This is a genomic window from uncultured Arthrobacter sp., from assembly GCF_947493765.1.
GTDB lineage: Bacteria > Actinomycetota > Actinomycetes > Actinomycetales > Micrococcaceae > Arthrobacter_D.
Map to the genome: position 1 here is coordinate 39,332 of NZ_CANLSZ010000008.1, position 18,718 is coordinate 58,049.

Annotated in this window: 20 protein-coding genes and 1 tRNA gene; 8 read left to right on the forward strand and 13 right to left on the reverse strand. The window is 70.9% G+C overall.

All coding sequences use genetic code 11. From position 1 onward, the window contains the following. From Q0747_RS11590 to Q0747_RS11605, 4 genes are all read right to left on the reverse strand, one after another. Nucleotides 1–807, reverse strand: coding sequence for a carotenoid biosynthesis protein (locus Q0747_RS11590; RefSeq protein ID WP_298254786.1), 807 nt, complete (start codon nucleotides 805–807; stop codon nucleotides 1–3). Nucleotides 808–884: 77 nt separating this feature from the next. Beyond that, the gene (locus Q0747_RS11595; protein ID WP_298254788.1) at nucleotides 885–1,124 is read right to left on the reverse strand and encodes a PspC domain-containing protein; all 240 of its coding nucleotides are present in this window, start codon (nucleotides 1,122–1,124) and stop codon (nucleotides 885–887) included. A 42-nt stretch (nucleotides 1,125–1,166) separates the two neighbouring features. Continuing rightward, nucleotides 1,167–1,517, reverse strand: a complete 351-nt coding sequence (locus Q0747_RS11600) for a hypothetical protein (protein ID WP_298254790.1) — start codon at nucleotides 1,515–1,517, stop codon at nucleotides 1,167–1,169. After that, a complete protein-coding gene (locus tag Q0747_RS11605; protein ID WP_298254792.1) occupies nucleotides 1,514–2,890 on the reverse strand; it encodes a PspC domain-containing protein in 1,377 nt (458 codons plus the stop codon). Before Q0747_RS11605 ends, Q0747_RS11600 begins: the two co-directional genes overlap by 4 nt. Nucleotides 2,891–3,014: 124 nt before the next feature. Between Q0747_RS11605 and Q0747_RS11610 the strand changes: the two genes are divergently transcribed. Together Q0747_RS11610 and Q0747_RS11615 are read left to right on the forward strand one after the other, a co-directional pair. Next, on the forward strand, nucleotides 3,015–4,406 hold the full coding sequence (locus Q0747_RS11610; RefSeq protein ID WP_298254794.1) for an ATP-binding protein: 1,392 nt from the start codon (nucleotides 3,015–3,017) through the stop codon (nucleotides 4,404–4,406). After that, complete coding sequence (locus tag Q0747_RS11615) at nucleotides 4,403–5,077, forward strand: response regulator transcription factor (protein ID WP_298254796.1); 675 nt, start codon at nucleotides 4,403–4,405, stop codon at nucleotides 5,075–5,077. Before Q0747_RS11610 ends, Q0747_RS11615 begins: the two co-directional genes overlap by 4 nt. A gap of 53 nt (nucleotides 5,078–5,130) precedes the next feature. Here the strand turns inward: Q0747_RS11615 and Q0747_RS11620 are convergent, their stop codons facing one another. The 9 genes from Q0747_RS11620 to Q0747_RS11660 form a co-directional block, all read right to left on the reverse strand. Continuing rightward, nucleotides 5,131–6,555: an NADH-quinone oxidoreductase subunit N gene (locus Q0747_RS11620; protein WP_298254798.1), complete on the reverse strand. Its 1,425-nt coding sequence runs from the start codon at nucleotides 6,553–6,555 to the stop codon at nucleotides 5,131–5,133. Between the two features lie 15 nt (nucleotides 6,556–6,570). Next, complete coding sequence (locus tag Q0747_RS11625; RefSeq protein WP_298254800.1) at nucleotides 6,571–8,067, reverse strand: NuoM family protein; 1,497 nt, start codon at nucleotides 8,065–8,067, stop codon at nucleotides 6,571–6,573. Next, complete coding sequence (locus tag Q0747_RS11630; protein ID WP_298254802.1) at nucleotides 8,064–9,995, reverse strand: NADH-quinone oxidoreductase subunit L; 1,932 nt, start codon at nucleotides 9,993–9,995, stop codon at nucleotides 8,064–8,066. Before Q0747_RS11630 ends, Q0747_RS11625 begins: the two co-directional genes overlap by 4 nt. Then, a complete protein-coding gene (locus Q0747_RS11635) occupies nucleotides 9,992–10,294 on the reverse strand; it encodes an NADH-quinone oxidoreductase subunit K (RefSeq protein WP_298254804.1) in 303 nt (100 codons plus the stop codon). The genes Q0747_RS11630 and Q0747_RS11635 overlap by 4 nt, the downstream gene beginning before the upstream one ends. Beyond that, nucleotides 10,291–10,860, reverse strand: a complete 570-nt coding sequence (locus Q0747_RS11640) for an NADH-quinone oxidoreductase subunit J (RefSeq protein ID WP_298254806.1) — start codon at nucleotides 10,858–10,860, stop codon at nucleotides 10,291–10,293. Before Q0747_RS11640 ends, Q0747_RS11635 begins: the two co-directional genes overlap by 4 nt. Then, nucleotides 10,857–11,789, reverse strand: a complete 933-nt coding sequence (locus tag Q0747_RS11645) for an NADH-quinone oxidoreductase subunit H (protein ID WP_298254808.1) — start codon at nucleotides 11,787–11,789, stop codon at nucleotides 10,857–10,859. The genes Q0747_RS11640 and Q0747_RS11645 overlap by 4 nt, the downstream gene beginning before the upstream one ends. Then, nucleotides 11,782–12,876 (reverse strand): hypothetical protein, encoded by a 1,095-nt coding sequence (locus Q0747_RS11650; protein WP_298254810.1) that lies wholly within the window; start codon nucleotides 12,874–12,876, stop codon nucleotides 11,782–11,784. Before Q0747_RS11650 ends, Q0747_RS11645 begins: the two co-directional genes overlap by 8 nt. Continuing rightward, nucleotides 12,867–13,217, reverse strand: a complete 351-nt coding sequence (locus Q0747_RS11655; protein WP_298254812.1) for an NADH-quinone oxidoreductase subunit A — start codon at nucleotides 13,215–13,217, stop codon at nucleotides 12,867–12,869. Before Q0747_RS11655 ends, Q0747_RS11650 begins: the two co-directional genes overlap by 10 nt. Before the next feature lie 225 nt (nucleotides 13,218–13,442). Continuing rightward, nucleotides 13,443–14,678 (reverse strand): pyridoxal phosphate-dependent aminotransferase, encoded by a 1,236-nt coding sequence (locus Q0747_RS11660; RefSeq protein ID WP_298254814.1) that lies wholly within the window; start codon nucleotides 14,676–14,678, stop codon nucleotides 13,443–13,445. Between the two features lie 247 nt (nucleotides 14,679–14,925). Here Q0747_RS11660 and Q0747_RS11665 point away from each other — a divergent pair. The 6 genes from Q0747_RS11665 to rplJ all read left to right on the forward strand — a co-directional run bounded on the left by Q0747_RS11665 (nucleotide 14,926) and on the right by rplJ (nucleotide 18,698). Further along, nucleotides 14,926–14,998 (forward strand) — tRNA-Trp (locus Q0747_RS11665). 145 nt (nucleotides 14,999–15,143) lie between these two features. Further along, a complete protein-coding gene (gene secE / locus Q0747_RS11670) occupies nucleotides 15,144–15,401 on the forward strand; it encodes a preprotein translocase subunit SecE (RefSeq protein WP_298254816.1) in 258 nt (85 codons plus the stop codon). A 79-nt stretch (nucleotides 15,402–15,480) separates the two neighbouring features. Then, nucleotides 15,481–16,380: a transcription termination/antitermination protein NusG gene (gene nusG, locus Q0747_RS11675; protein ID WP_298254819.1), complete on the forward strand. Its 900-nt coding sequence runs from the start codon at nucleotides 15,481–15,483 to the stop codon at nucleotides 16,378–16,380. 120 nt (nucleotides 16,381–16,500) lie between these two features. Beyond that, entirely contained in the window at nucleotides 16,501–16,932 is a 432-nt protein-coding gene (gene rplK / locus Q0747_RS11680; protein ID WP_298254820.1) for a 50S ribosomal protein L11, read from the forward strand. 139 nt (nucleotides 16,933–17,071) lie between these two features. Next, nucleotides 17,072–17,776, forward strand: a complete 705-nt coding sequence (gene rplA / locus Q0747_RS11685) for a 50S ribosomal protein L1 (protein WP_298254822.1) — start codon at nucleotides 17,072–17,074, stop codon at nucleotides 17,774–17,776. A gap of 325 nt (nucleotides 17,777–18,101) precedes the next feature. Then, entirely contained in the window at nucleotides 18,102–18,698 is a 597-nt protein-coding gene (gene rplJ / locus Q0747_RS11690; RefSeq protein WP_298254824.1) for a 50S ribosomal protein L10, read from the forward strand. The last annotated feature ends 20 nt before the right edge of the window (nucleotides 18,699–18,718 follow it).

Sequence of the window (18,718 nt, forward strand, 5' to 3'; positions counted from 1 at the left end):
TCAGGGGTTGCGGACGGCGTCCTGCGCCTCGACCGCACCGGTGGGTGCGGTCCGGGACCGGGTCAGCTGCAGCCGGCGGCGAGCGATCAGGACGATCAGCGCCGCAGCGAGCACGGCGGGGACCACGAGGCCGGAGAAGATGCACACGCTCAGCCACAGGACCATGGAGACGAGCAGGCTGTCGAGCAGTCCCGGGCGAAGGGGTACCTCGGTGAGGTGCCGCCCTCCGATCCACGTCACGAGGGCGGACGCGATCAGCCCGGAGATCAGCCATCCGCCGTAGTTGGAGAGCGGGACCCCGTAGTACGGTCCGCCGCCCGGCCAGATCCAGAACCCGAGGGCCGCGGCTCCCGGGTCGAGGACGCCGTCGATCACGACCAGCAGCAGCCCGCCGAGCACGATCCTGCGCAGCGCGGTACCGCTGCCGGACACGACGGCGACGGCCCCGATGACGAGCGGCACGTAGGACAGCGGCAGCAGATAGGGAACGAGTCCGAGGATGGTGGGACCGAGCGGGTCCCCGTAGTAGAACTCGCCGTACGGCATGTGGGTCGCGACGCCGAATCCCTCGATGAGATACCCGAAGACGGACACGGCGGCCAGCGCACCCACACCGCGGGCGGGGCCGAACTGCCGGACGATCGCGACGAAGGCGGGCAGGGCGATAAGCAGATTGAAGCCGTAGGACGCGTAGCTCGCCCCCTCGACATCCGGGAACCGGACCAGGAAGAAGCCGGAGACGAACAGGAACACGCCAGCCGCGATGAGCAGGCGGGGGAAGCGACGGGCGGCTGGGGTCTTCGGCACGGCACCCATCCTCTCAGGTGCCCGGAGGCGAGGGCGCATCCGGCGCTGGAGCACTCCGTATGCGCCGGGCTCGCGTGTCAGCGGTTCAGCAGCGTCTCGAGGGCGATCGTCCCGTCGGTCTTTGGGAGCAGGAGCCACAGCACCCCGTAGAGCGGGAGGCTGATGAAGGGGAGGAGGAAGCTGAGCAGCATCCCGATCCGCACGTAGGAGACGCGCCAGCCGAACTGCTGGGCGATACCGGAGGCTATGCCGCCGAGGAGACCTCCCGGAGCCCGTTTGAGGGGGGAGGAGCGCAGGACGCGGTAGAAGGTCTGCATGGTCTGCCTTTCGATGAGGGGGTGCCCGGGACGGGAGGGGAGCTAGCCCTTCCAGTATCCCGGACTCCCGTCGGTCCCAGTGTCTGAACGGTCCGGGTCCGAGTGGTCCAGGTACGAGCGATCCCAGTCGGCGTGGTCCGGGTCCGAGCGGTCCCGGTCGGCGCCGTCCCGGTCCGCCCCGGAGAGGTGGCGCGAGCGGAGCGAGAGGATGCCGCCGATCACGAGGGACAGCCCGACGCCCACGAGCAGGCCGAGCGTGAGGATCACCGGATCGATGGAGAGGGCGAAGAACTGCCCGGCGAGGACCAGGGCGGCGATGATCAGGAGCACCGTCCCCCACACGACGGTCGTCACGCGTGGGCTGGGTTCCGGCGGGGTGAGGGAGGTGCTCATGGGGTCTCTCCTGTCGGGGTCGGGTCGACGGTCGCGGGGGGTCCGGGATCCACGGGGGCCGGCACCCTGACGAGCGTCACGTCGCTCAGCGCGCCGCCCAGGTCGAGGACGATCGCGGGACCGGCGGTATCGGGTGTCACCTCGTCCCGGCCCAGATCGAGGGCTCCGACGTCGCCGTCGGCGAAACGTGCGGTGGTGTCGGGCCCGCGGACGCTCACGCTGCTCAACGGCATGCCTCCCCGCAGTTCGACCGCCACGTCCTCGGGGACCCGCACGGTGACCTCGCTGGCGAGGGAGTTCACCGGCACGACGAGGTCCCGTTCGGGAGCGGGGAGGCCGGTGAGATCGATGGTGCTCGCTGCCGCGACATTGCCGTACCCCTGCGCCGCCGTCTCGGGGGACCCCGGCCGGGCGATGGTCTGCTGGGCCAGGGCGAGGGTCCCGCCGACGACCGCGAAGGAGGCGACGAGTGCGCCGATCGCCGCCACGGCCGCCGTGGCGCCGACGAGGCCGGAGGTCCGGCCCCGCACCCCGAGGGCGATCACGGCGAGCGCCAGGATGATCGCGGCGGTGGCGAGCGCCACGACCGGGGCGTCGGCGAAGCGGAGGACACCGGTGTGGTCCAGGGCGAGCACGAGGGCGGCGACGGTGATCGCTCCACCGACGAGCAGCGCGGTGACGGGCCCGGACGGACGGAGGGGACGCCGCCGCTGCGGCAGCGGATCGGTCCGTTGTCGCAGCGGTCCACCCGGGCTGCCGGCGGAGGATGCGAACGACGAGCCGGCCCAGGCGCCCTGACCGGGCTGGTAGGGCAGCGGATAGGGCAGGTCCTCCGGCGGCGCCGGCCGGTCCTCCGGCGCCGCGTCCGCCCGGTCCGGCACTCCCGGCCGGGGCCCGGACCTGCCCGAGCGGTTGACGACCCAGTACACGAAGAGCACGACGGCGCCGATCCAGAACAGGGCCCACAGCAGCCCGCTCCCGTCGTCCCCGAGGCCGGGGAGGTCGGGCCGCAGCAGCCCCAGGGCCACCAGGACGGAGGCTCCCGTCAGGCCGGTGGTCCAGGAACCACGCCCCGCCTGCTCCACGTGGATCCGCCCGTCCGGTTCGGGCAGCAGCGCCCACGCGAGGCCGTACAGGAGCACGCCGATGCCGCCGAAGATCACGAGGACCACGATCAGCCCGCGAACCAGGGCCAGATCGAGGCCGGTGCGGCGGGCCACGCCACCGGCGACACCTCCCACCCAGCGATCCTGCGTCCGGACGACGTGCAGGCCCCGGATCCAGCGGAAGAACGCGGACGAGGCGGGAGGGTGGTGCTGATCGGCGTGGTCCGGTTCCCGTTGCTCGGCCGGCCCGCCCGGTGATGGGTTCATGCCTCCATCCTTCCGCCGGGAGCGCGCGGGTGCCATCGGGGACTGCCCTGAGTGGACCCTGAGCTGCCCCTGATTCTGCTCCGGGTGCCGTGCCGCCTGCGTGCCCGCGTGGTCTCATGGAGTGATGAGACCACCCCTGGTGCGCGGGCGCGACGGCGTGATCGCCGGAGTGTGCGCCGGACTCGCCGTCCACCTGGGGATCGCCGCGGGCTGGATCCGCCTCGCCATGGTCCTGCTCACCCTCGCGTCCGGGGCAGGCGTGGTCCTCTACGGCTGGCTGTGGCTCTTCGTCCCCACCACCGCCGACCGGGCGGACCTCGACCGCCGGAGCGGCCCTGCCTCGTACATGCGCGACGCCGGCCCCGCCGCAGTCACGCCTCCGGGTGGGCGGCAGGTCGCGGGACGGGACGCCGGCGCCGGCGCGACAGCACCGGGGCCGCCGCAATCACGCCCGACGCCGACCCAGCCCGGTCCGGGCGAGCCGGAATCCTGGGGTGAGCGGGCGCGCCGGGCCGGTCGGCGGGAGATCCTGTTCGGCGCGGGACTGCTCATCGCGGCCGCGGTGCTCCTGGCGCAGGTGCTCGGCGTGCAGGTGGACTGGGCGTTCCTCGTCCCGGTCTCCGTGGTCGTCATCGGCGCGGCGCTCGCCTGGTCCCAGCTCGACGACGCCCGGCGGGCCCGGCTGGTCAGCCAGGCCCGCGCCGGGAGGCCCGGCTGGGGCGTGCGCCTCGGGGCGGGCATCGTCCTCGTCGTCGCCGGTGTCCTCGTGGCACTGTCCAGCAGCACGTCGCTGTCCCTGACGATGACCACCCTGATCGCCGTCGTCGCCGTCCTCGCCGGCGTGGGCCTGGTCCTCGCCCCCTGGGGCCTGAAGTTCTGGCGCGATCTGGAGAGTGAACGGGCATCGCGGGTGCGGGAGGCGGAGCGGGCCGAGATCGCCGCCCATCTGCACGACTCGGTGCTGCAGACGCTCGCCCTGATCCAGAACAGGGCGGACTCCGAGACCGACGTGCTGCGCCTCGCCCGGGCCCAGGAGCGGGAACTCCGTCGATGGCTGTTCGCCGATCCTTCCCGGGACCCGGGCAGCCTGTCCGAGCGCCTCCGCGCGACGGCCGGCGAGATCGAGGATCTCTACGGCCATCCCGTCTCGGTGGTCGCCGTGGGCGATGCCGCCCTCGGACCCGCCGAGGACGCCCTCTCCCAGGCGGCGAGGGAGGCCGTGCTGAACGCCGCGAAGCACGCGGACGTGGCCGTCTCGGTGTACCTCGAGGCCGGCCCGGACAGTATCGAGGTGTTCGTCCGGGACCGTGGTCGCGGCTTCGATCCCGACCAGGTGCCGGCCGACCGCGCCGGGATCCGCGACTCCATCCGCAGCCGGATGCTGCGCTACGGCGGCTCGACAGAGCTCAGGACCGGTCCCGACGGCACCGAGGTGCACCTCCGGCTCCCGCGGACCGCCGCCGGTACCGACCGGAGCGGAGCCTCCGGGGCGGGGAGCGGGAGGGACGCCGGATGACCCGGGAACCGACGGGCCCGGCAGGCGGCGCGCGCGTCTCCGTGGTGATCGTCGACGACCACGGCATCTTCCGGTCCGGCCTGCGCGCCACGCTGGGCGCGACGATCGACGTGCTCGGTGAGGCGTCCACGGTGGAGGAGGCCGAGGCGGTCGTCCGGGCCACCGAGCCCGACGTCGTGCTCCTCGACGTCCACCTGCCGGGCGGACGCGGGGGAGGCGGGGCGGAGGTCATCCTCCGGTGCGCCGCGTCCGGTGCGGGGTCCCGCTTCCTGGCCCTGAGCGTCTCGGACGCCGCGGAGGACGTGGTCGCCGTGATCCGGGCCGGCGCTCGCGGCTACGTCACGAAGACCATCTCCGGGCCGGACATCACGGCCGCCGTCCACCGGGTCGCCACGGGCGATGCCGTCTTCTCACCCCGACTCGCGGGGTTCGTCCTCGATGCGTTCGGCACCGCAGCGGTCGCCGTCGACGACGAACTCGACCGCCTCTCCGCACGCGAACTCGAGGTCATGCGCCTGATCGCCCGCGGCTACACCTACAGGGAGACGGCGCAGGAACTGTTCATCTCGATCAAGACGGTCGAGACCCATGTGTCCGCCGTGCTCCGCAAACTCCAGCTCTCCTCGCGCCACGAGCTGACCCGCTGGGCCTCGGAGCGACGGCTCCTCTGAGCCGGGGTCCGTGCGCCCGGACCCCGGCGGCGCATCGTGCCGATCCTGCGTGACTACAGGCCGGCCAGGGCCCCCTCGAGGGCCGGCCAGGCAGCGCCGGCCCCCACACCGCCCACCAGGACGACGCCTCCCGCGACGAGGGCCACGGTGGCCGGCCATCGCCGAGGCGCCGGACCGGGCCCGGGCGCGTCCTGATCGCACTCCGCGGGCCGGAAGACGGGGGCGAGCCAGCGCAGGTAGTAGAACAGGCTCGCTGCCGTATTGAGCGCCGCCACCACGACCAGCCAGGCGAAACCGCCGTCCCAGCCCGCGGTGAAGGTGGTGAGTTTCCCGACGAACACGACGGTGGGTGGCGTGCCGACGAGGCTCAGGAGGCAGACCACCAGGACGCCGGCCAGCCACGGGCTCCTCCGCGCGAGGCCCCGGTACCGCCCGAGCTCGTCGTGTCCGGTGGCGGCGACGACGGCGAAGGCGCCGAGGTTCGACACGGCGTAGGCGGCCAGGTAGAAGAGCAGGGAGGGAAGCGCCAGCGCACCGGTCCCGACGACGGCCACGGGGACCAGCAGGTAGCCCGCCTGGCTGACCGTGGACCAGCCCAGCAGGCGGCGGACGTCGGTCTGGGAGAAGGCGGCGAAGTTGCCGATGGTCATGCTGGCGGCAGCCAGGACGGCGATCAGCAGGGCTGCGTCCACGGTGGCAGGGATCGTGGTGAGGAGCCGGTAGGCCGCGACGAGTGCCCCGATCTTCGGCACGGTGGTCAGGAACGCGGCCACGGCGACCCCCGCGCCCTGCGCGGCATCGGGGACCCAGAAGTGGCCCGGCACCGCACCGGCCTTGAAGGCGATCCCGGCCAGCACTCCGAGGAGACCCGCGGCGACGGCGCCCGACGGTACGTCGACCAGCCCGGCACGCAGCTGGTCGTAGGCGCTCGCCCCGGCGAGGGCGTACAGGATGGTGGCGCCGAGGAGCAGGGCGATCCCGAGGAAGGCGCCCAGGAGATAGGTCTTCAGGGCGGCCTCGGCGGCGCCGGGTGAGCGGCCCATGCCGATCAGGGCGTAGAGGGGGATGCTGGCGAGCAGATAGGCCACTGCGAGGATCAGCAGGTCGTCGGTCCCTGCCAGCACCATGGCGCCCAGCGCGGAGAGGAGCATCAGCGCGTACGTCTCGCTCTCCCTCGGGGTGCCGCCGAGTTCGTCACCTCCCAGGCAGATGACCAGGAGCGTCGCCGAGCAGATGACCAGGCGCGCGACGGCGGTGGGGGTGTCGAGCGCGAAGCTGCCCTCGAACACCGTCCGCGCCGTCCCGGACAGTCCGGCCCCGGCGCTGACCGCACCCCCGGCCAGCGCGGTGAGCGCGATCAGGCGGGTGAGGCCCTGCCGGGTCCGGGGCAGGAAGGAGCCCGCGAGCAGGGCGGTGATCGCCCCGGCGAGCACGATCATCTCCGGGAGGAGGGCCGCGAAGTCCGCGTCCATGCTCATGCCGGCATCCACGGGTCAGCGTCCCACGAGCTCGACGACGGCTGCCGCCGCCGGCTCGACGAGGTCCAGCAGCGGGCGCGGGAAGATGCCGATGAGCAGTGACAGGAGCAGGAGGGGGCCGATGGACAGCAGCTCCGGTGCCCGCAGATCCGTGACGTCGAAGGCCTTGCCGCGCACCGGCCCGGTCAGGAGGCGTTGCGTGGCGAGGAGGAACAGGGCGGCCGTGACCAGGATGCCGGGCAGCGCGAGTGCGGTCCAGGGAACCGTACCGATCGCCCCGGCGAAGATCTGGAACTCCGCGATGAACCCGCTGAAACCCGGCAGGCCCAGGGAGGCGAACGCCCCGACGGCGAAGAGGACGGAGAACTTCGGTGCCACCGCGGCGATCCCGCCGAACGACCCCATGTGGTAGGTCCCCGCCCTGCCCCGCAGCACCCCGGCCAGCAGGAACAGGGCGGCCGTGATGAGTCCGTGGCTCACCATCTGGGTGAGTGCCCCCGTGACCGCCACCTGCCGCGCCTGCGCATCGGTCCCTCCGGCCACCCCGGCGGCTCCGACCGCGAGGACCACGTAGCCCATGTGGTTCACCGAGGTGTAGGCGATCATCCGCTTGAGATCGGTCTGGGCCAGGGCCACCAGGGCTCCGTAGAGCACGGAGACGATCCCGACGACGATGATGACCCAGGCCCAGTCCCGCCAGGCCTCGGGGAGCATGGGCATCGCGATCCGGACGAAGCCGTACGTGCCGAGCTTCAGCAGGATCCCGGCGAGGACCGCGGATCCGATCGCCGGTGCGTCCGTGTGGGCGGGTGGGAGCCAGGTGTGGAAGGGGAAGGTGGGGGTCTTGATGGCCAGCCCGAGCAGGATCGCCCCGAGGACGAGCCCGCCTGCCAGGGGACTGCCGTCCAGCGGTGCCGCTGCGGCCAGCTCGACCATGTCGAAGGTCCGCGGTTCCGAGGCGAGGTAGAGCCCGATGAAGCCCAGGAGCAGGGCGAGGGATCCCAGGAAGGTGTACAGGAAGAACTTCAGGGCGGAGGAGGCGGCATTGTCGTGCCCCCAGCCCGCGATCACGAAGTACATCCCCACGATCGACAGGTCGAAGAAGAGGAAGAACAGGATGAGGTCCTGTGCGGCGAACACCCCCAGGCACGAGGTCTGCAGGAACAGGAACAGGGCGGCCTGCGGACGTGGCCTGTCCTGTTCCCGGACCGCGTAGACGGCGCAGGCGAGGAACACCACGGCGGTGAGGGCCAGCAAGGGCAGGGACAGTCCGTCCACCCCCACGTGATAGCTGCTGCCCACCGTCGGGATCCACGCCACCTGCTCCTCGAACGCCACACCGCCGTCGCCCGGAGGCTCGAACGCCGCCCACAGCGCAGTGACGAGAACCGCCTCCACGGCCGTGACCGCCACCCACGCCCACCGTGCCGCAGCGTCCGGGATCCGCGGGAGGGCCGCCAGGACGAGGGCGGCGGCAAGGGGCAGGAAAACGACGAGACTGAGCACGGTCACCTCACGAGGAGCAGGAGGACGAGCGCCGCCACGAGGAACGCGGTGGCCTGGGCATAGTAGTGGTGGACCTGACCGGTCTGGGGCCGGCGGACCAGACCGCCGAAGCGGCGCGCGCCCCGACCCGTCGCCCGCACCACGGCGTCGACGCCATCGGCATCGATCCGTGCCGTCGCCGTGGCGCTCCGGCGCCCACCGCGCGAGGCCGCCGCCACGGCCCGGTCGAGCCCGGCGTCGTCGAAGCGGGCGGCCCCCCGTCCCGCTCGTGCAGCGAGGAGTGCGCCGGCCAGTACGCCGCGATCCACCACGCGGTCGTCGAAGCGTGCCAGGGCCACCGAGAGCGAGAGGACGGGACGGACCACGAGCGCGTGCACCGCGGTCTCGAGGCCGAACCACCGGAGGGCCCACCGCGGCTCCACCACGCCGAACCGGGCCACGACGGCGAGCACGATCAGCGCCAGCACGGCGGAGAGGATCAGTTCTCCCCGGGAGGCTGCGGGGGAGCCCCCGTCCCCGAGGGCGGCACGGACGGAGTCGGCCAGCGGGGGGAGTGCCAGGACGCCGAGACCCACCGCACCGACGGCCAGGACGACCAGGGGGATCCGCTGCCGGAGGCCGATCCGGCGGGTGCCCCGTTCCTCGGTGTCCCAGGTGCCGGAAGTACCCGGCCCGGGGCGACGCCACACGAGGACCAGGGCCTTGCCCGCGTACGCCGCGGAGAGCGCCGACGCCACGAGTCCCACGCCGTACAGTGCCGGTGATGCTTCCAGTGCAGCCGCGAGTACCCCGTCCTTGGTCGCCCACAGGGCGAGCGGAGCCACCCCGGCCAGGCTCAGCGCACCGAGGCTGAAGGCGACGCCCACCAGGGGCCAGTGGCGCCCCGCCCCGCGCAGGCCCCTCAGCTTCTTCGTCCCGAGCGCGGAGAGCCAGGCGCCCGCGACCAGGAACAGGAGGGCCTTCGTCGCCGCATGGGCGATCAGGTGCGCCGTCCCGCCGGCCACCGCGCCGAGGCCCGCGCCCAGCACCACGAAACCGAGCTGCGCCGCCGTCGACGCGGCCAGCAACTGCTTGAGGTCCTTCTGCGCCACGGCGACGACCCCCAGGACCAGCGCCGTCGTGACGCCCACCCACGAGGTGACCGGGCCGGCCCATCCCGTCGCCTGGAGCAGGGGCGCCACACGCAGCAGCAGGTAGCCGCCCATGGCGACCATGGCCGCCGAATGGAGCAGGGCGCTCACCGGACTCGGGCCCTCCATGGCCCGCGAGAGCCAGAAGCTGAACGGCAGCTGGGCCGCCTTGCCCAGGGCTGCCAGGAGGATCCCGGCGGTGATGACGGTCCTCCAGCCCTCGGGGGCGGCGGACAGCTCCCGGAAGGCGGCACCTGTCCCTGCGGCGAGCGCTGCTCCTGCCGCCACGTAGAGCCCGAGATCGGCCGCCCGGGTGGTCAGGAAAGCGGTCAGTCCCGCCGACACCCGGTGCTGGTCCTGCCACCGGAAACCGATGAGGGCGTAGGACATGGCGCCCATGAGCTCCCAGGCGAAGAGGAGGGCCGGGAGGGTGGTCGCGGTCACCGTCACCACCACCGCGGCGACGAAGAGGAGCATCAGTCCGTGGAACCCTGCCGGCGGCGAGACCTCCGCCGCCGTGCCCGAGGCCGAGGCGAAGATCAGGACCAGCAGGGCCACGAGCGCCACCGACGGGAGGACGAGGGCCGAGAGGGCATCGACGGCCAGGCCGAAGCCGGCGCCGCCGATGAAGGGGAGCTCCAGCGCCGGACGGCGCGCCCCCGCCACCACGGACAGCACGAGGACCAGCGAGACCACCGACACGGACACGGGGGCGGCCGACGTCGCCAGGCGGCGCCCGCCCAGGCAGAGCACCGCTCCGGCCAGCGCCGGCAGGCCGACGAGGGACCACAGCAGCACGCTCATCCGCTCAGGTCCGTCGCCATGTCCGTCATGTCGGACTTCCTGGACCGGTTGAGCAGCGTCGCGACGGCGAAGCCCATGGCCATCTCCACGGTCATCGCCGCGATGACCACCAGCAGGAGGACCTGACCGTCGGGGGCCGGCGAGAGGAACCACCACAGACCCGCCGCGGCGAGGATCACGCCGTTGAGCATCAGCTCCAGGCCCATCATCACCATGACGACGACCTGCTGGGACAGCGCCCCGTAGACGCCGACGGAGAACAGGGCGGCCGCGATCACCAGGACGGTATCGAGCGTCATGCCTGCTCACCCCGCTCGCCGGGACCCCTCGGCGTCGTCGCACGCAGGTCGTCGCCGAATCTGTCGTAGCGTCCGCGCGGGTTGGCCAGGACCAGCGCGGCCACGAGCGTGGCGAACAGGAGCGGGCTGACGGTGAGCATGACCAGCATCTTCGAGCCCATGACGGCCTCCCCCAGCGACCGGGTCAGCTCCCCGGCCGGTTCACCGCGGCGTTCGGGCCAGTCGACGAGCAGCGCGCCCCCCGCCAGGACGACGAACACCCCGAGGGCGAGGACCAGCGATCCCACCCTGTTGTGCACCATGCTCATGGGCATGAGGGCCGGGTTCATGCCCATGAACATGATCATGAAGATGGCCATCACCGCCATCTCCATGACCATCATCAGGATGGTGATCACCCCGATGTACTCGAGGTTCAGCAGCAACAGCATGGCGCCGACGGCCACGAAGGAGACCGCCAGGGCATAGGTGGCCCGGGCCATCGAATCCACCCGGAACACGGCGATGCCCGCGGCGACGGAGATCACGGCGAGGACCCAGAAGACGGCATCGAGCACGGGACTCATCGGACCACCACCACACTGACGAGAAGGAGCTGGAGCAGGACTGCGGGCAGCACGACGATCCAGGCGACCTCCGCCAGACGGTCGGGCCGTACGACGGGCAGGAGCCGCCGCACCCCGACGAGGATCGCCAGGACGGCGAGGGTCTTCACGAGCGTCCACACCCACGCGGGGGCGAACGGACCGGATCCGCCCCCGAGGAACAGGGCGACGGCGAATCCGGCCCCGGCGCTCAGCAGCGCGTACCGGCCCGCCAGCAGCAGGAGGCGGTCGACGCCCGACAGCTCGGCGAGGACACCGCCCGCGATGTCCCCGCCCGCGGCCGCACCGAAGGGCCCCCAGACGGAGAAGGCCACCACTCCTGCACAGAAGACGAGGAAGGCCACCGGCATCCAGACCACGAACCAGAGCTCCTCCTGGGCCGCGACCACCTCACCCACCCGCAGGCTCCCGGCGGCAATGGCCGGGCCGGTCAGGGCGAACATCAGCGGCAGTTCGTACGAGAGCGCCTGTCCGAGGAAGCGGTACCCGCCGATCAGTGCGTGGGCGCTGTTCGCTCCCCACCCCACGAGCCACACCAAAGCCCACACCATGACGTCCATGGCGTTGAACCACACCACGCCCACGGAGAGATCGGCGACGGTCCAGGCGCCGAGGGGGACGACCGCGACCTTCAGCAGTGCCACCACGAGCAGGCCCACGACGCCGATCCGCCACAGCAGGGAGTCGGCGGCCACGATCGTCCGGCGCCGCTGCCTGAGCAGCCGGGCACCCTCCCACACCGGTGCAGCTGCTCCCGGGAGGGCACGTCGACCCTGGAGCCGCGCACCCACGGCGCCGTCGAAGCCCGCGGCCAGCACAGCGACGACCCCGAGGAGCACGGTGGCGATGACGGTGCCCAGCGGACCCACCTGGAGGATGCCGTCAGCCACGATCGGAACCCTCCGCGGCGACAACCGCCGTGTCCAGTCCGAGGGACGCGATCACGAGCCGTGCGCCCGCGACGTCGAGACCCGTGATCAACCCCGGTATCCGCTCCAGGCGTTCGGTCTCGGCAGCGGGGGAGCGGAGGGGAGCCGCGGTGTCGGCATCGCCGAGCAGTGCGGTCCTGGCGCCGTCCAGCAGGGCGATCAGCCGTTCGTGGACACCCGGCAGATCCTGGACGGACCAGCTCAGCGTCCGGGATCGGCGGAGCCGCTCACCGAGACGCTCCACCTCCGCCGCCACCTTCCCGATCGGCACGTCGTCCAGCACCGCGTCCCGAAGGCGGATCGCCCGCAGCGACAGCCGTTCGAGATCCAGCAGAGCCAGCACGCCGGCCGCCTGATCGCAGTACCGTGCGCTCTCGGACCGCGCGGTGCCATGCAGTGCCCCTGCACCGTCATGGGTCCGGTCCAGGTGCCACCCGGCGGCAGGGAGGACCTCCACGGCGGCGTCGGTGACGACGTCGCCCTGGAGCGAGCAGCGCACCACGAGTCCCGCGGGCCAGTGCTGCAGGACCGGACCCAGCCGGACCTGCAGCACATCCAGGTCGAGGCCGTCCCGGTCGGTTCCTCCCTCGGCCAGACCGATCCCCCCGGGCATCGGCATGTCGATGTCCCCGTCGTCCATGTCCTCGTGGTCCATGTCCTCGTGGTCCATGTCCCCGTGCTCGTCGGGAGTCCCACCGGCTGCTGCGGTCCGGGCCTCGGCGTCCTCGCGCTGAACCGTGCCGTCGAGCAGCGCTCGCCGGGACCCGTCGAGCAGCCCGGGCACCTGATCCCCTTCCGTCGCACCGATGCGCACTCTCGGACCGGGCAGCTGGTCCCAGACCGGGTCGACGATCTCGCTGAACTCCGGGCCCGGTGTCCCGCAGGTGAGCAGGATGTCGGCGTCGGCCGGTGAGTTCGCGGGTACCCAGCCCCGCCGGCGGAGTTCACGCTCGGCGGTCATCCGGGTACGGCCCCATCCCGGGACCTCGACGACGAGGACATGGGGGCGCCGGACAGCCATGCGGGCGACGACGGCCGTCAGGTCCACCGGAGTGCCCCTTCGCGCCAGGCCCAGACGACGCCGGCCATCAGGACGCCCAGGAAGACGAACATCTCGATGACGGCGCCGATCCCGGTATCGGCGACGATGACCGCCCACGGATACATGAAGAGCATCTCCACGTCGAAGGCCAGGAAGAGCATGGCCAGGGGATAGTACCGCGCGTGGTAGCGGGACAGCGCGTGCTCGGACGGTTCCCAGCCGGACTGGAAGGGCAGGCTCGTCAGCGGGTCCCGCGCCACGGTGACGAGCCGTGCCACGCCGTACAGGCACCCCGCGACGAGGAGCGCGACGAGGAGCATGACGAGGATGTTCAGATATCCGGACACGACGGCCTCCTGCTGGTCGACGAGCTGCAACGACGGCTGTGCTGATCGGTCCCGTCCCGCACAGGTCCACGACCCGCCGCGCGACCCGAACGCGCCGCCGCCCGGTGGCTCCGCGAGGAAGGGCTACAGATCGTCGAGACTATACCCTATGGGGGTATACGTGAAGGGGTTCCTCCCGGGATCCCTCGGTCGCCCGACCGGGCCGCCGGACGCGCGGGTGCTGCTTCAGCGGGTGGAGCCGAGGAACTCCTGCAACCGGGCCACACCCGTCGCGAGATCCTCGTCGCCGAGCGCGTACGAGAGCCGGAGGTAGCCGCTGGGCCCGAAGGCCTCACCGGGGACGACGGCGACCTCGGCCTTCTCCAGGATCAGCGCGGCGAGCTCGGCCGAGGACCCCGGCCGGACGCCGTCGAAGCTGCGGCCGAGGAGGCCCCGGATATCGGCATAGGCGTAGAAGGCGCCGTGCGGGGTGGGACACTCGACGCCGTCGATGGCATTCAGCCCGGCAACCATGGCGCGGCGGCGGCGGTCGAACGCCACCTTCATCTCGTCCACCGCGGTGAGCGGTCCGGACACCGCCGCGAGGGCCGCCATCTGCGGCACGTTGGAGACGTTCGAGGTGGCATGGGACTGCAGATTGGTGGCCGCCCCGACGAGGTCCTGCGGGCCGATCATCCAGCCGACGCGCCAGCCGGTCATGGCGTACGTCTTCGCGACGCCGTTGAGGATCACCACCTTGTCCCCCAGCGACGGCGCGGCGGTCGCGATGGAGGTGAAGGGGACGTCGTCGTACGTGAGGTGCTCGTAGATCTCGTCCGTGACGACCCAGAGACCGCGTGCGGCCGCCCATTCGCCGATCTCGCGCACTGCCTCCGCGGCATGGACCGCTCCCGTCGGGTTGGAGGGGGAGACGAAGAGAAGCACCTTCGTGCGGGGGGTCAGCGCCGCCTCGAGCTGGTCGACGGTGACGAGATATCCCTGCTCGGGGCCGGCGAACACCTCGACGGGCACGCCGCCCGCGAGACGGATGGCCTCGGGATAGGTGGTCCAGAACGGGGTGGGGAGGAGCACCTCGTCCCCCGGGTCGAGGAGAGCGGCGAAGGACTCGTACACGGCCTGCTTGCCGCCGTTGGTCACGAGGACCTGGGCCGGATCGACCGCGTATCCCGAGTCACGCAGTGTCTTCTCCGCGATGGCCTGCTTGAGCTCCGGGAGTCCGCCCGCGGGCGAGTAGCGGTGGAAGCGCGGTTGCCGGGCCGCGTCGACGGCCGCCTCGACGATGTAGTCCGGGGTGGGGAAGTCGGGCTCCCCGGCCCCGAAGCCGATGACCGGACGACCGGCGGCTTTCAGGGCTTTCGCCTTCGCATCGACGGCCAGGGTCGCGGACTCGGCGATGGAGCCGATCCGCTCCGAGATCCGGGGGAGCGCTGCGCGGAGGGAGTCGTCGGTCGTCGCGTTCATCGTGCCCCGTTCAGTGAGGTTCCATGGATGCGTCCAGCTTATGCGGTGCATGCCGCGGGACCTCATATCCGCGCGATCGCGCGGGCCCGGGCTCGGGGTCAGCACCGGGCACGGGCGCCCGGCGGCCGCGCGCGCCGTCGGGTTCGACGTTCAGCGGCGCAATGCGTAGACTTGACCCTTGGTGTTGGACACCATGATGGATCGTGCCCGGACAGGGTGGTCCCGAGTGGGTACGGTCCGGCATCGAAGGGTAGTGGCGCAATTGGTAGCGCAGCGGTCTCCAAAACCGCAGGTTGCAGGTTCGAGTCCTGTCTGCCCTGCGCGTGGTCCCCACGGAAGAGTCGTGGGGACGCGGCAGAAACAGATCACGAAGATCCGGCGCGTCCGCGGTCGGCGGTAGACATGATCAGCTGGGGCGCCGCGCGGTGGTCCCGCTGGCACCCACACAGATTGATGAGGTTGACGGTGACCGACACGGCTGCGAGCAGCTCCAGGGGCGGGTCTCGGGACAGCAAGGCTCCCCGACGCGGCTTCTTCGGACGCATCATCCTGTTCGTCCGCCAGGTGTTCGCGGAGCTCGGGAAGGTCGTCACGCCGACGCGCCGCGAACTGGTGCGATTCACCATCACGGTCCTCATCTTCCTGGTCATCATGATGCTTCTCGTCACCGGCCTGGACCTGTTGTTCGGAGCCGGCGCGGTCTGGGTGTTCGGCGACGGCTGATCACGGTTCCGGCCGCCCGTCAGGAGCCCGGAACAGACAAGCAAGACAACTTCCGAAGAATGTCAGAAAGCAGGGCTAGGTGTCCGAGCAAGAACTCGAACAGCAGATCACTTCCGAGGACGGTCTGGAGAACGAGGAGCACGCAGGGGAAGGGACCGTCGCGGCGGCCTCCGAGCCCGGCGTGCCTGCTGACGACTCCGGGGCAGCATTCAACGACGGTGCGGACGACGACGGTGCGGACGAGGACGGTGCGGCAACGCCGGCCGAACCGGAGGGCGACGACGACTCCACCGACAGCTCGGACGAGGTCGACGGAACGGACGACGACCCCACCGACAGCTCGGACGCCGACGCAGTCACCGACGAGGAGCCCGCTGCGGATCCGGTCGCGGACTTCCGGGCCAAGCTCCGCCGCCAGGAGGGCGACTGGTTCGTCATCCACTCCTACGCCGGGTACGAGAATCGTGTGAAGGCGAACCTGGAGACCCGCATCCAGACGCTGGACATGGAGGATTTCATCTTCGAGATCCAGGTGCCGATGGAAGAAGTGGTGGAGATCAAGAACACCACCCGGAAGATCGTCAACCGCGTGCGCATCCCCGGCTACGTCCTGGTCCGCATGGAGCTCACCGACGAGTCGTGGGGAGCCGTGCGGCACACCCCCGGCGTCACAGGCTTCGTGGGCAACGCGCACAACCCGGTCCCGCTGAGCCTGGCCGAGGTGTTCTCGATGCTCGAGCACACCATCGTGCACATGGACGCCGAGTCGGGCAAGCCCGTCCAGCCCCAGTTCACGCCGGCAACGGTGAACTTCGAGGTCGGGGAGTCCGTGACCGTCAACGAGGGGCCGTTCGAGACCCTCCCGGCGTCCATCTCCGAGATCAAGCACGAGTCCCAGCAGCTCGTGGTGCTCGTGTCGATCTTCGAGCGCGAGACCCCGGTCACGCTGTCCTACAGCCAGGTCACCAAGATCCAGTAAAGCTTCGACGCCTCCGGCCTCCTCGGCCGGGAGCGTCGCAAGGGCCGTCACGCCATGACGGCCACCACCGTCGGGACGCTCCTGTCCCGGCGAACCACACTGCAAGAGAAGGACCCTTTCATGGCCCCCAAGAAAAAGGTCACCGGACTCATCAAGCTGCAGATCAATGCGGGCGCCGCCAACCCGGCTCCTCCCATCGGTCCTGCCCTTGGACAGCACGGTGTCAACATCATGGAATTCTGCAAGGCCTACAACGCGGCCACGGAATCCCAGCGCGGGAATGTCATCCCGGTCGAGATCACGGTGTACGAGGACCGCTCGTTCACCTTCATCACCAAGACGCCTCCGGCGGCCGAGCTGATCAAGAAGGCAGCGGGAGTCGCCAAGGGTTCGGGTACGCCGCACACCGTCAAGGTCGCGAAGCTCACCAGCGCCCAGGTCGAGGAGATCGCCACCATGAAGATGGAGGACCTCAACGCCAACGACGTCGAGGGTGCGGCGAAGATCATCGCCGGTACGGCCCGCTCCATGGGCATCACCGTCGAGGGCTGACAGACCCTCACCTGCGCGGGCCGTGACATCGGTCTGCGCACCACCATTCATCAGACGAGAGGCGCCGGAGCGGCGCCGCTCGTCAGTGGCAGGGCCGAGCGCGGTCCGACGACCACGACTGCATAAGGAGAACAGGCAGATGGCACAGCGCAGCAAGGCATACAGAGGAGCCGCGGCGAAGATCGACGCGGACAAGCAGTACGCACCCCTCGAGGCGGTCGGTCTGGCGAAGGACACGAATCCCTCCTCGTTCGACGCCACGGTGGAGGTGTCCTTCCGTCTCGGAGTGGACCCCCGCAAGGCGGACCAGATGGTCCGCGGCACCGTGAACCTGCCGCACGGCACGGGCAAGACCGCCCGCGTCCTCGTCTTCGCGACCGGCGAGAAGGCCGAGGCGGCCATCGCCGCGGGTGCCGACTTCGTGGGGTCGGACGACATGATCGAGAAGGTCTCGGGCGGCTGGACCGACTTCGACGCCGCCGTGGCCACACCGGATCTGATGGGCAAGGTGGGCCGCCTGGGCAAGATCCTCGGCCCCCGCAACCTCATGCCGAACCCGAAGACCGGCACCGTCACCGCGGACGTCGCGAAGGCCGTGACGGACATCAAGGGCGGCAAGATCGACTTCCGGGTGGACAAGCACTCCAACCTGCACTTCATCATCGGCAAGGTCTCCTTCGAGGAGCAGAAGCTCGGCGAGAACTACGCCGCTGCGCTCGAGGAGATCCTCCGCCTGAAGCCGTCCGCGTCGAAGGGCCGGTACATCCAGAAGGCCACCGTCTCCACCACGTTCGGTCCGGGCATCCCCGTGGACCCGAACGTCACGAAGGTCTTCGCGAGCTGACCGACGTCGAAGAGCCCCGCAGCGCCCGCTGCGGGGCTCTTCCACGTTCGGGGCGATCCCGGGTGCTGTACGTGATTTGGCGGGGCTGGGCACCTCACGTAGGCTGGTGGTACCAAAGACCGTCGGTCGACCAGGTCCCACTCCACGCACGCATGTCGCACAGGAGAAGGGGCTGGGTCCGAAAGCTCCGAGAAGGAGCGGCCTACGCAGGTGAACGAAGCTCCTCCCCGGGACGACCTCCCGGTGGGCCAAGCCCCGTGCATCTGCGCGGGGCGTTTTTTATTGGGGCGGGAACAACCGGCGCACAATCCCCGGAAGGAGGGTTATGGCAACGCCGACAAAGGTTTCTGCAGTGGACGAGATCACCACAGATTTCAACGATTCCACCGCCGCTGTCCTGACCGAATACCGCGGGCTCTCCGTTGCACAGCTCAAGGAACTGCGTCGCGCCCTGGGCGCCGACACCAAGTTCTCCGTCGTCAAGAACACCTTGACCGGCATCGCGGCGAAGGAAGCCGGCATCGACGCGTTCGATGGCCAGCTCTCCGGTCCCACCGCGATCGCCTTCATCAAGGGTGACGCGGTTGCAGCGGCCAAGAGCCTCACGGATTTCGCGAAAGCCAACCCGAAGCTCATCATCAAGACCGGCATCTTCGAGGGCAAGGCCCTCGACGCTGCCGCCGTGGCCGCACTCGCGGCCCTGGAATCGCGCGAACTCCAGCTCGCCCGGGTGGCCGGTGTCCTCAAGGCACCGATGTCCAGCCTGGCGCGTACCGTCGACGCGCTGCGCGTCAAGCTCGAGGAGACGAACGGCGCTGCGCCCGTAGCGGACGCTCCTGCAGCCACCGAGGAAGCCGACGCGCCAGCAGAAGCTGCCACGGAGGCCCCGGTCGAGGAAGTCGCAGCACCCGAGGAGAACTAGCTTCTCCCGTTCCACACACT

Bases quoted from the DNA above. Each gene is read 5' to 3' on its own strand.
- Q0747_RS11620 (WP_298254798.1), bottom strand. From the start codon at position 6,555: ATGAGCATGGACGCGGACTTCGCGGCCCTCCTCCCGGAGATGATCGTG.
- Q0747_RS11640 (WP_298254806.1), bottom strand. From the start codon at position 10,860: ATGAGTCCCGTGCTCGATGCCGTCTTCTGGGTCCTCGCCGTGATCTCC.
- Q0747_RS11630 (WP_298254802.1), bottom strand. From the start codon at position 9,995: ATGAGCGTGCTGCTGTGGTCCCTCGTCGGCCTGCCGGCGCTGGCCGGA.
- rplJ (WP_298254824.1), top strand. From the start codon at position 18,102: ATGGCAACGCCGACAAAGGTTTCTGCAGTGGACGAGATCACCACAGAT.
- Q0747_RS11615 (WP_298254796.1), top strand. From the start codon at position 4,403: ATGACCCGGGAACCGACGGGCCCGGCAGGCGGCGCGCGCGTCTCCGTG.
- Q0747_RS11595 (WP_298254788.1), bottom strand. From the start codon at position 1,124: ATGCAGACCTTCTACCGCGTCCTGCGCTCCTCCCCCCTCAAACGGGCT.
- Q0747_RS11600 (WP_298254790.1), bottom strand. From the start codon at position 1,517: ATGAGCACCTCCCTCACCCCGCCGGAACCCAGCCCACGCGTGACGACC.
- Q0747_RS11635 (WP_298254804.1), bottom strand. From the start codon at position 10,294: ATGACGCTCGATACCGTCCTGGTGATCGCGGCCGCCCTGTTCTCCGTC.
- rplA (WP_298254822.1), top strand. From the start codon at position 17,072: ATGGCACAGCGCAGCAAGGCATACAGAGGAGCCGCGGCGAAGATCGAC.
- Q0747_RS11610 (WP_298254794.1), top strand. From the start codon at position 3,015: ATGAGACCACCCCTGGTGCGCGGGCGCGACGGCGTGATCGCCGGAGTG.
- Q0747_RS11660 (WP_298254814.1), bottom strand. From the start codon at position 14,678: ATGAACGCGACGACCGACGACTCCCTCCGCGCAGCGCTCCCCCGGATC.
- Q0747_RS11605 (WP_298254792.1), bottom strand. From the start codon at position 2,890: ATGAACCCATCACCGGGCGGGCCGGCCGAGCAACGGGAACCGGACCAC.
- rplK (WP_298254820.1), top strand. From the start codon at position 16,501: ATGGCCCCCAAGAAAAAGGTCACCGGACTCATCAAGCTGCAGATCAAT.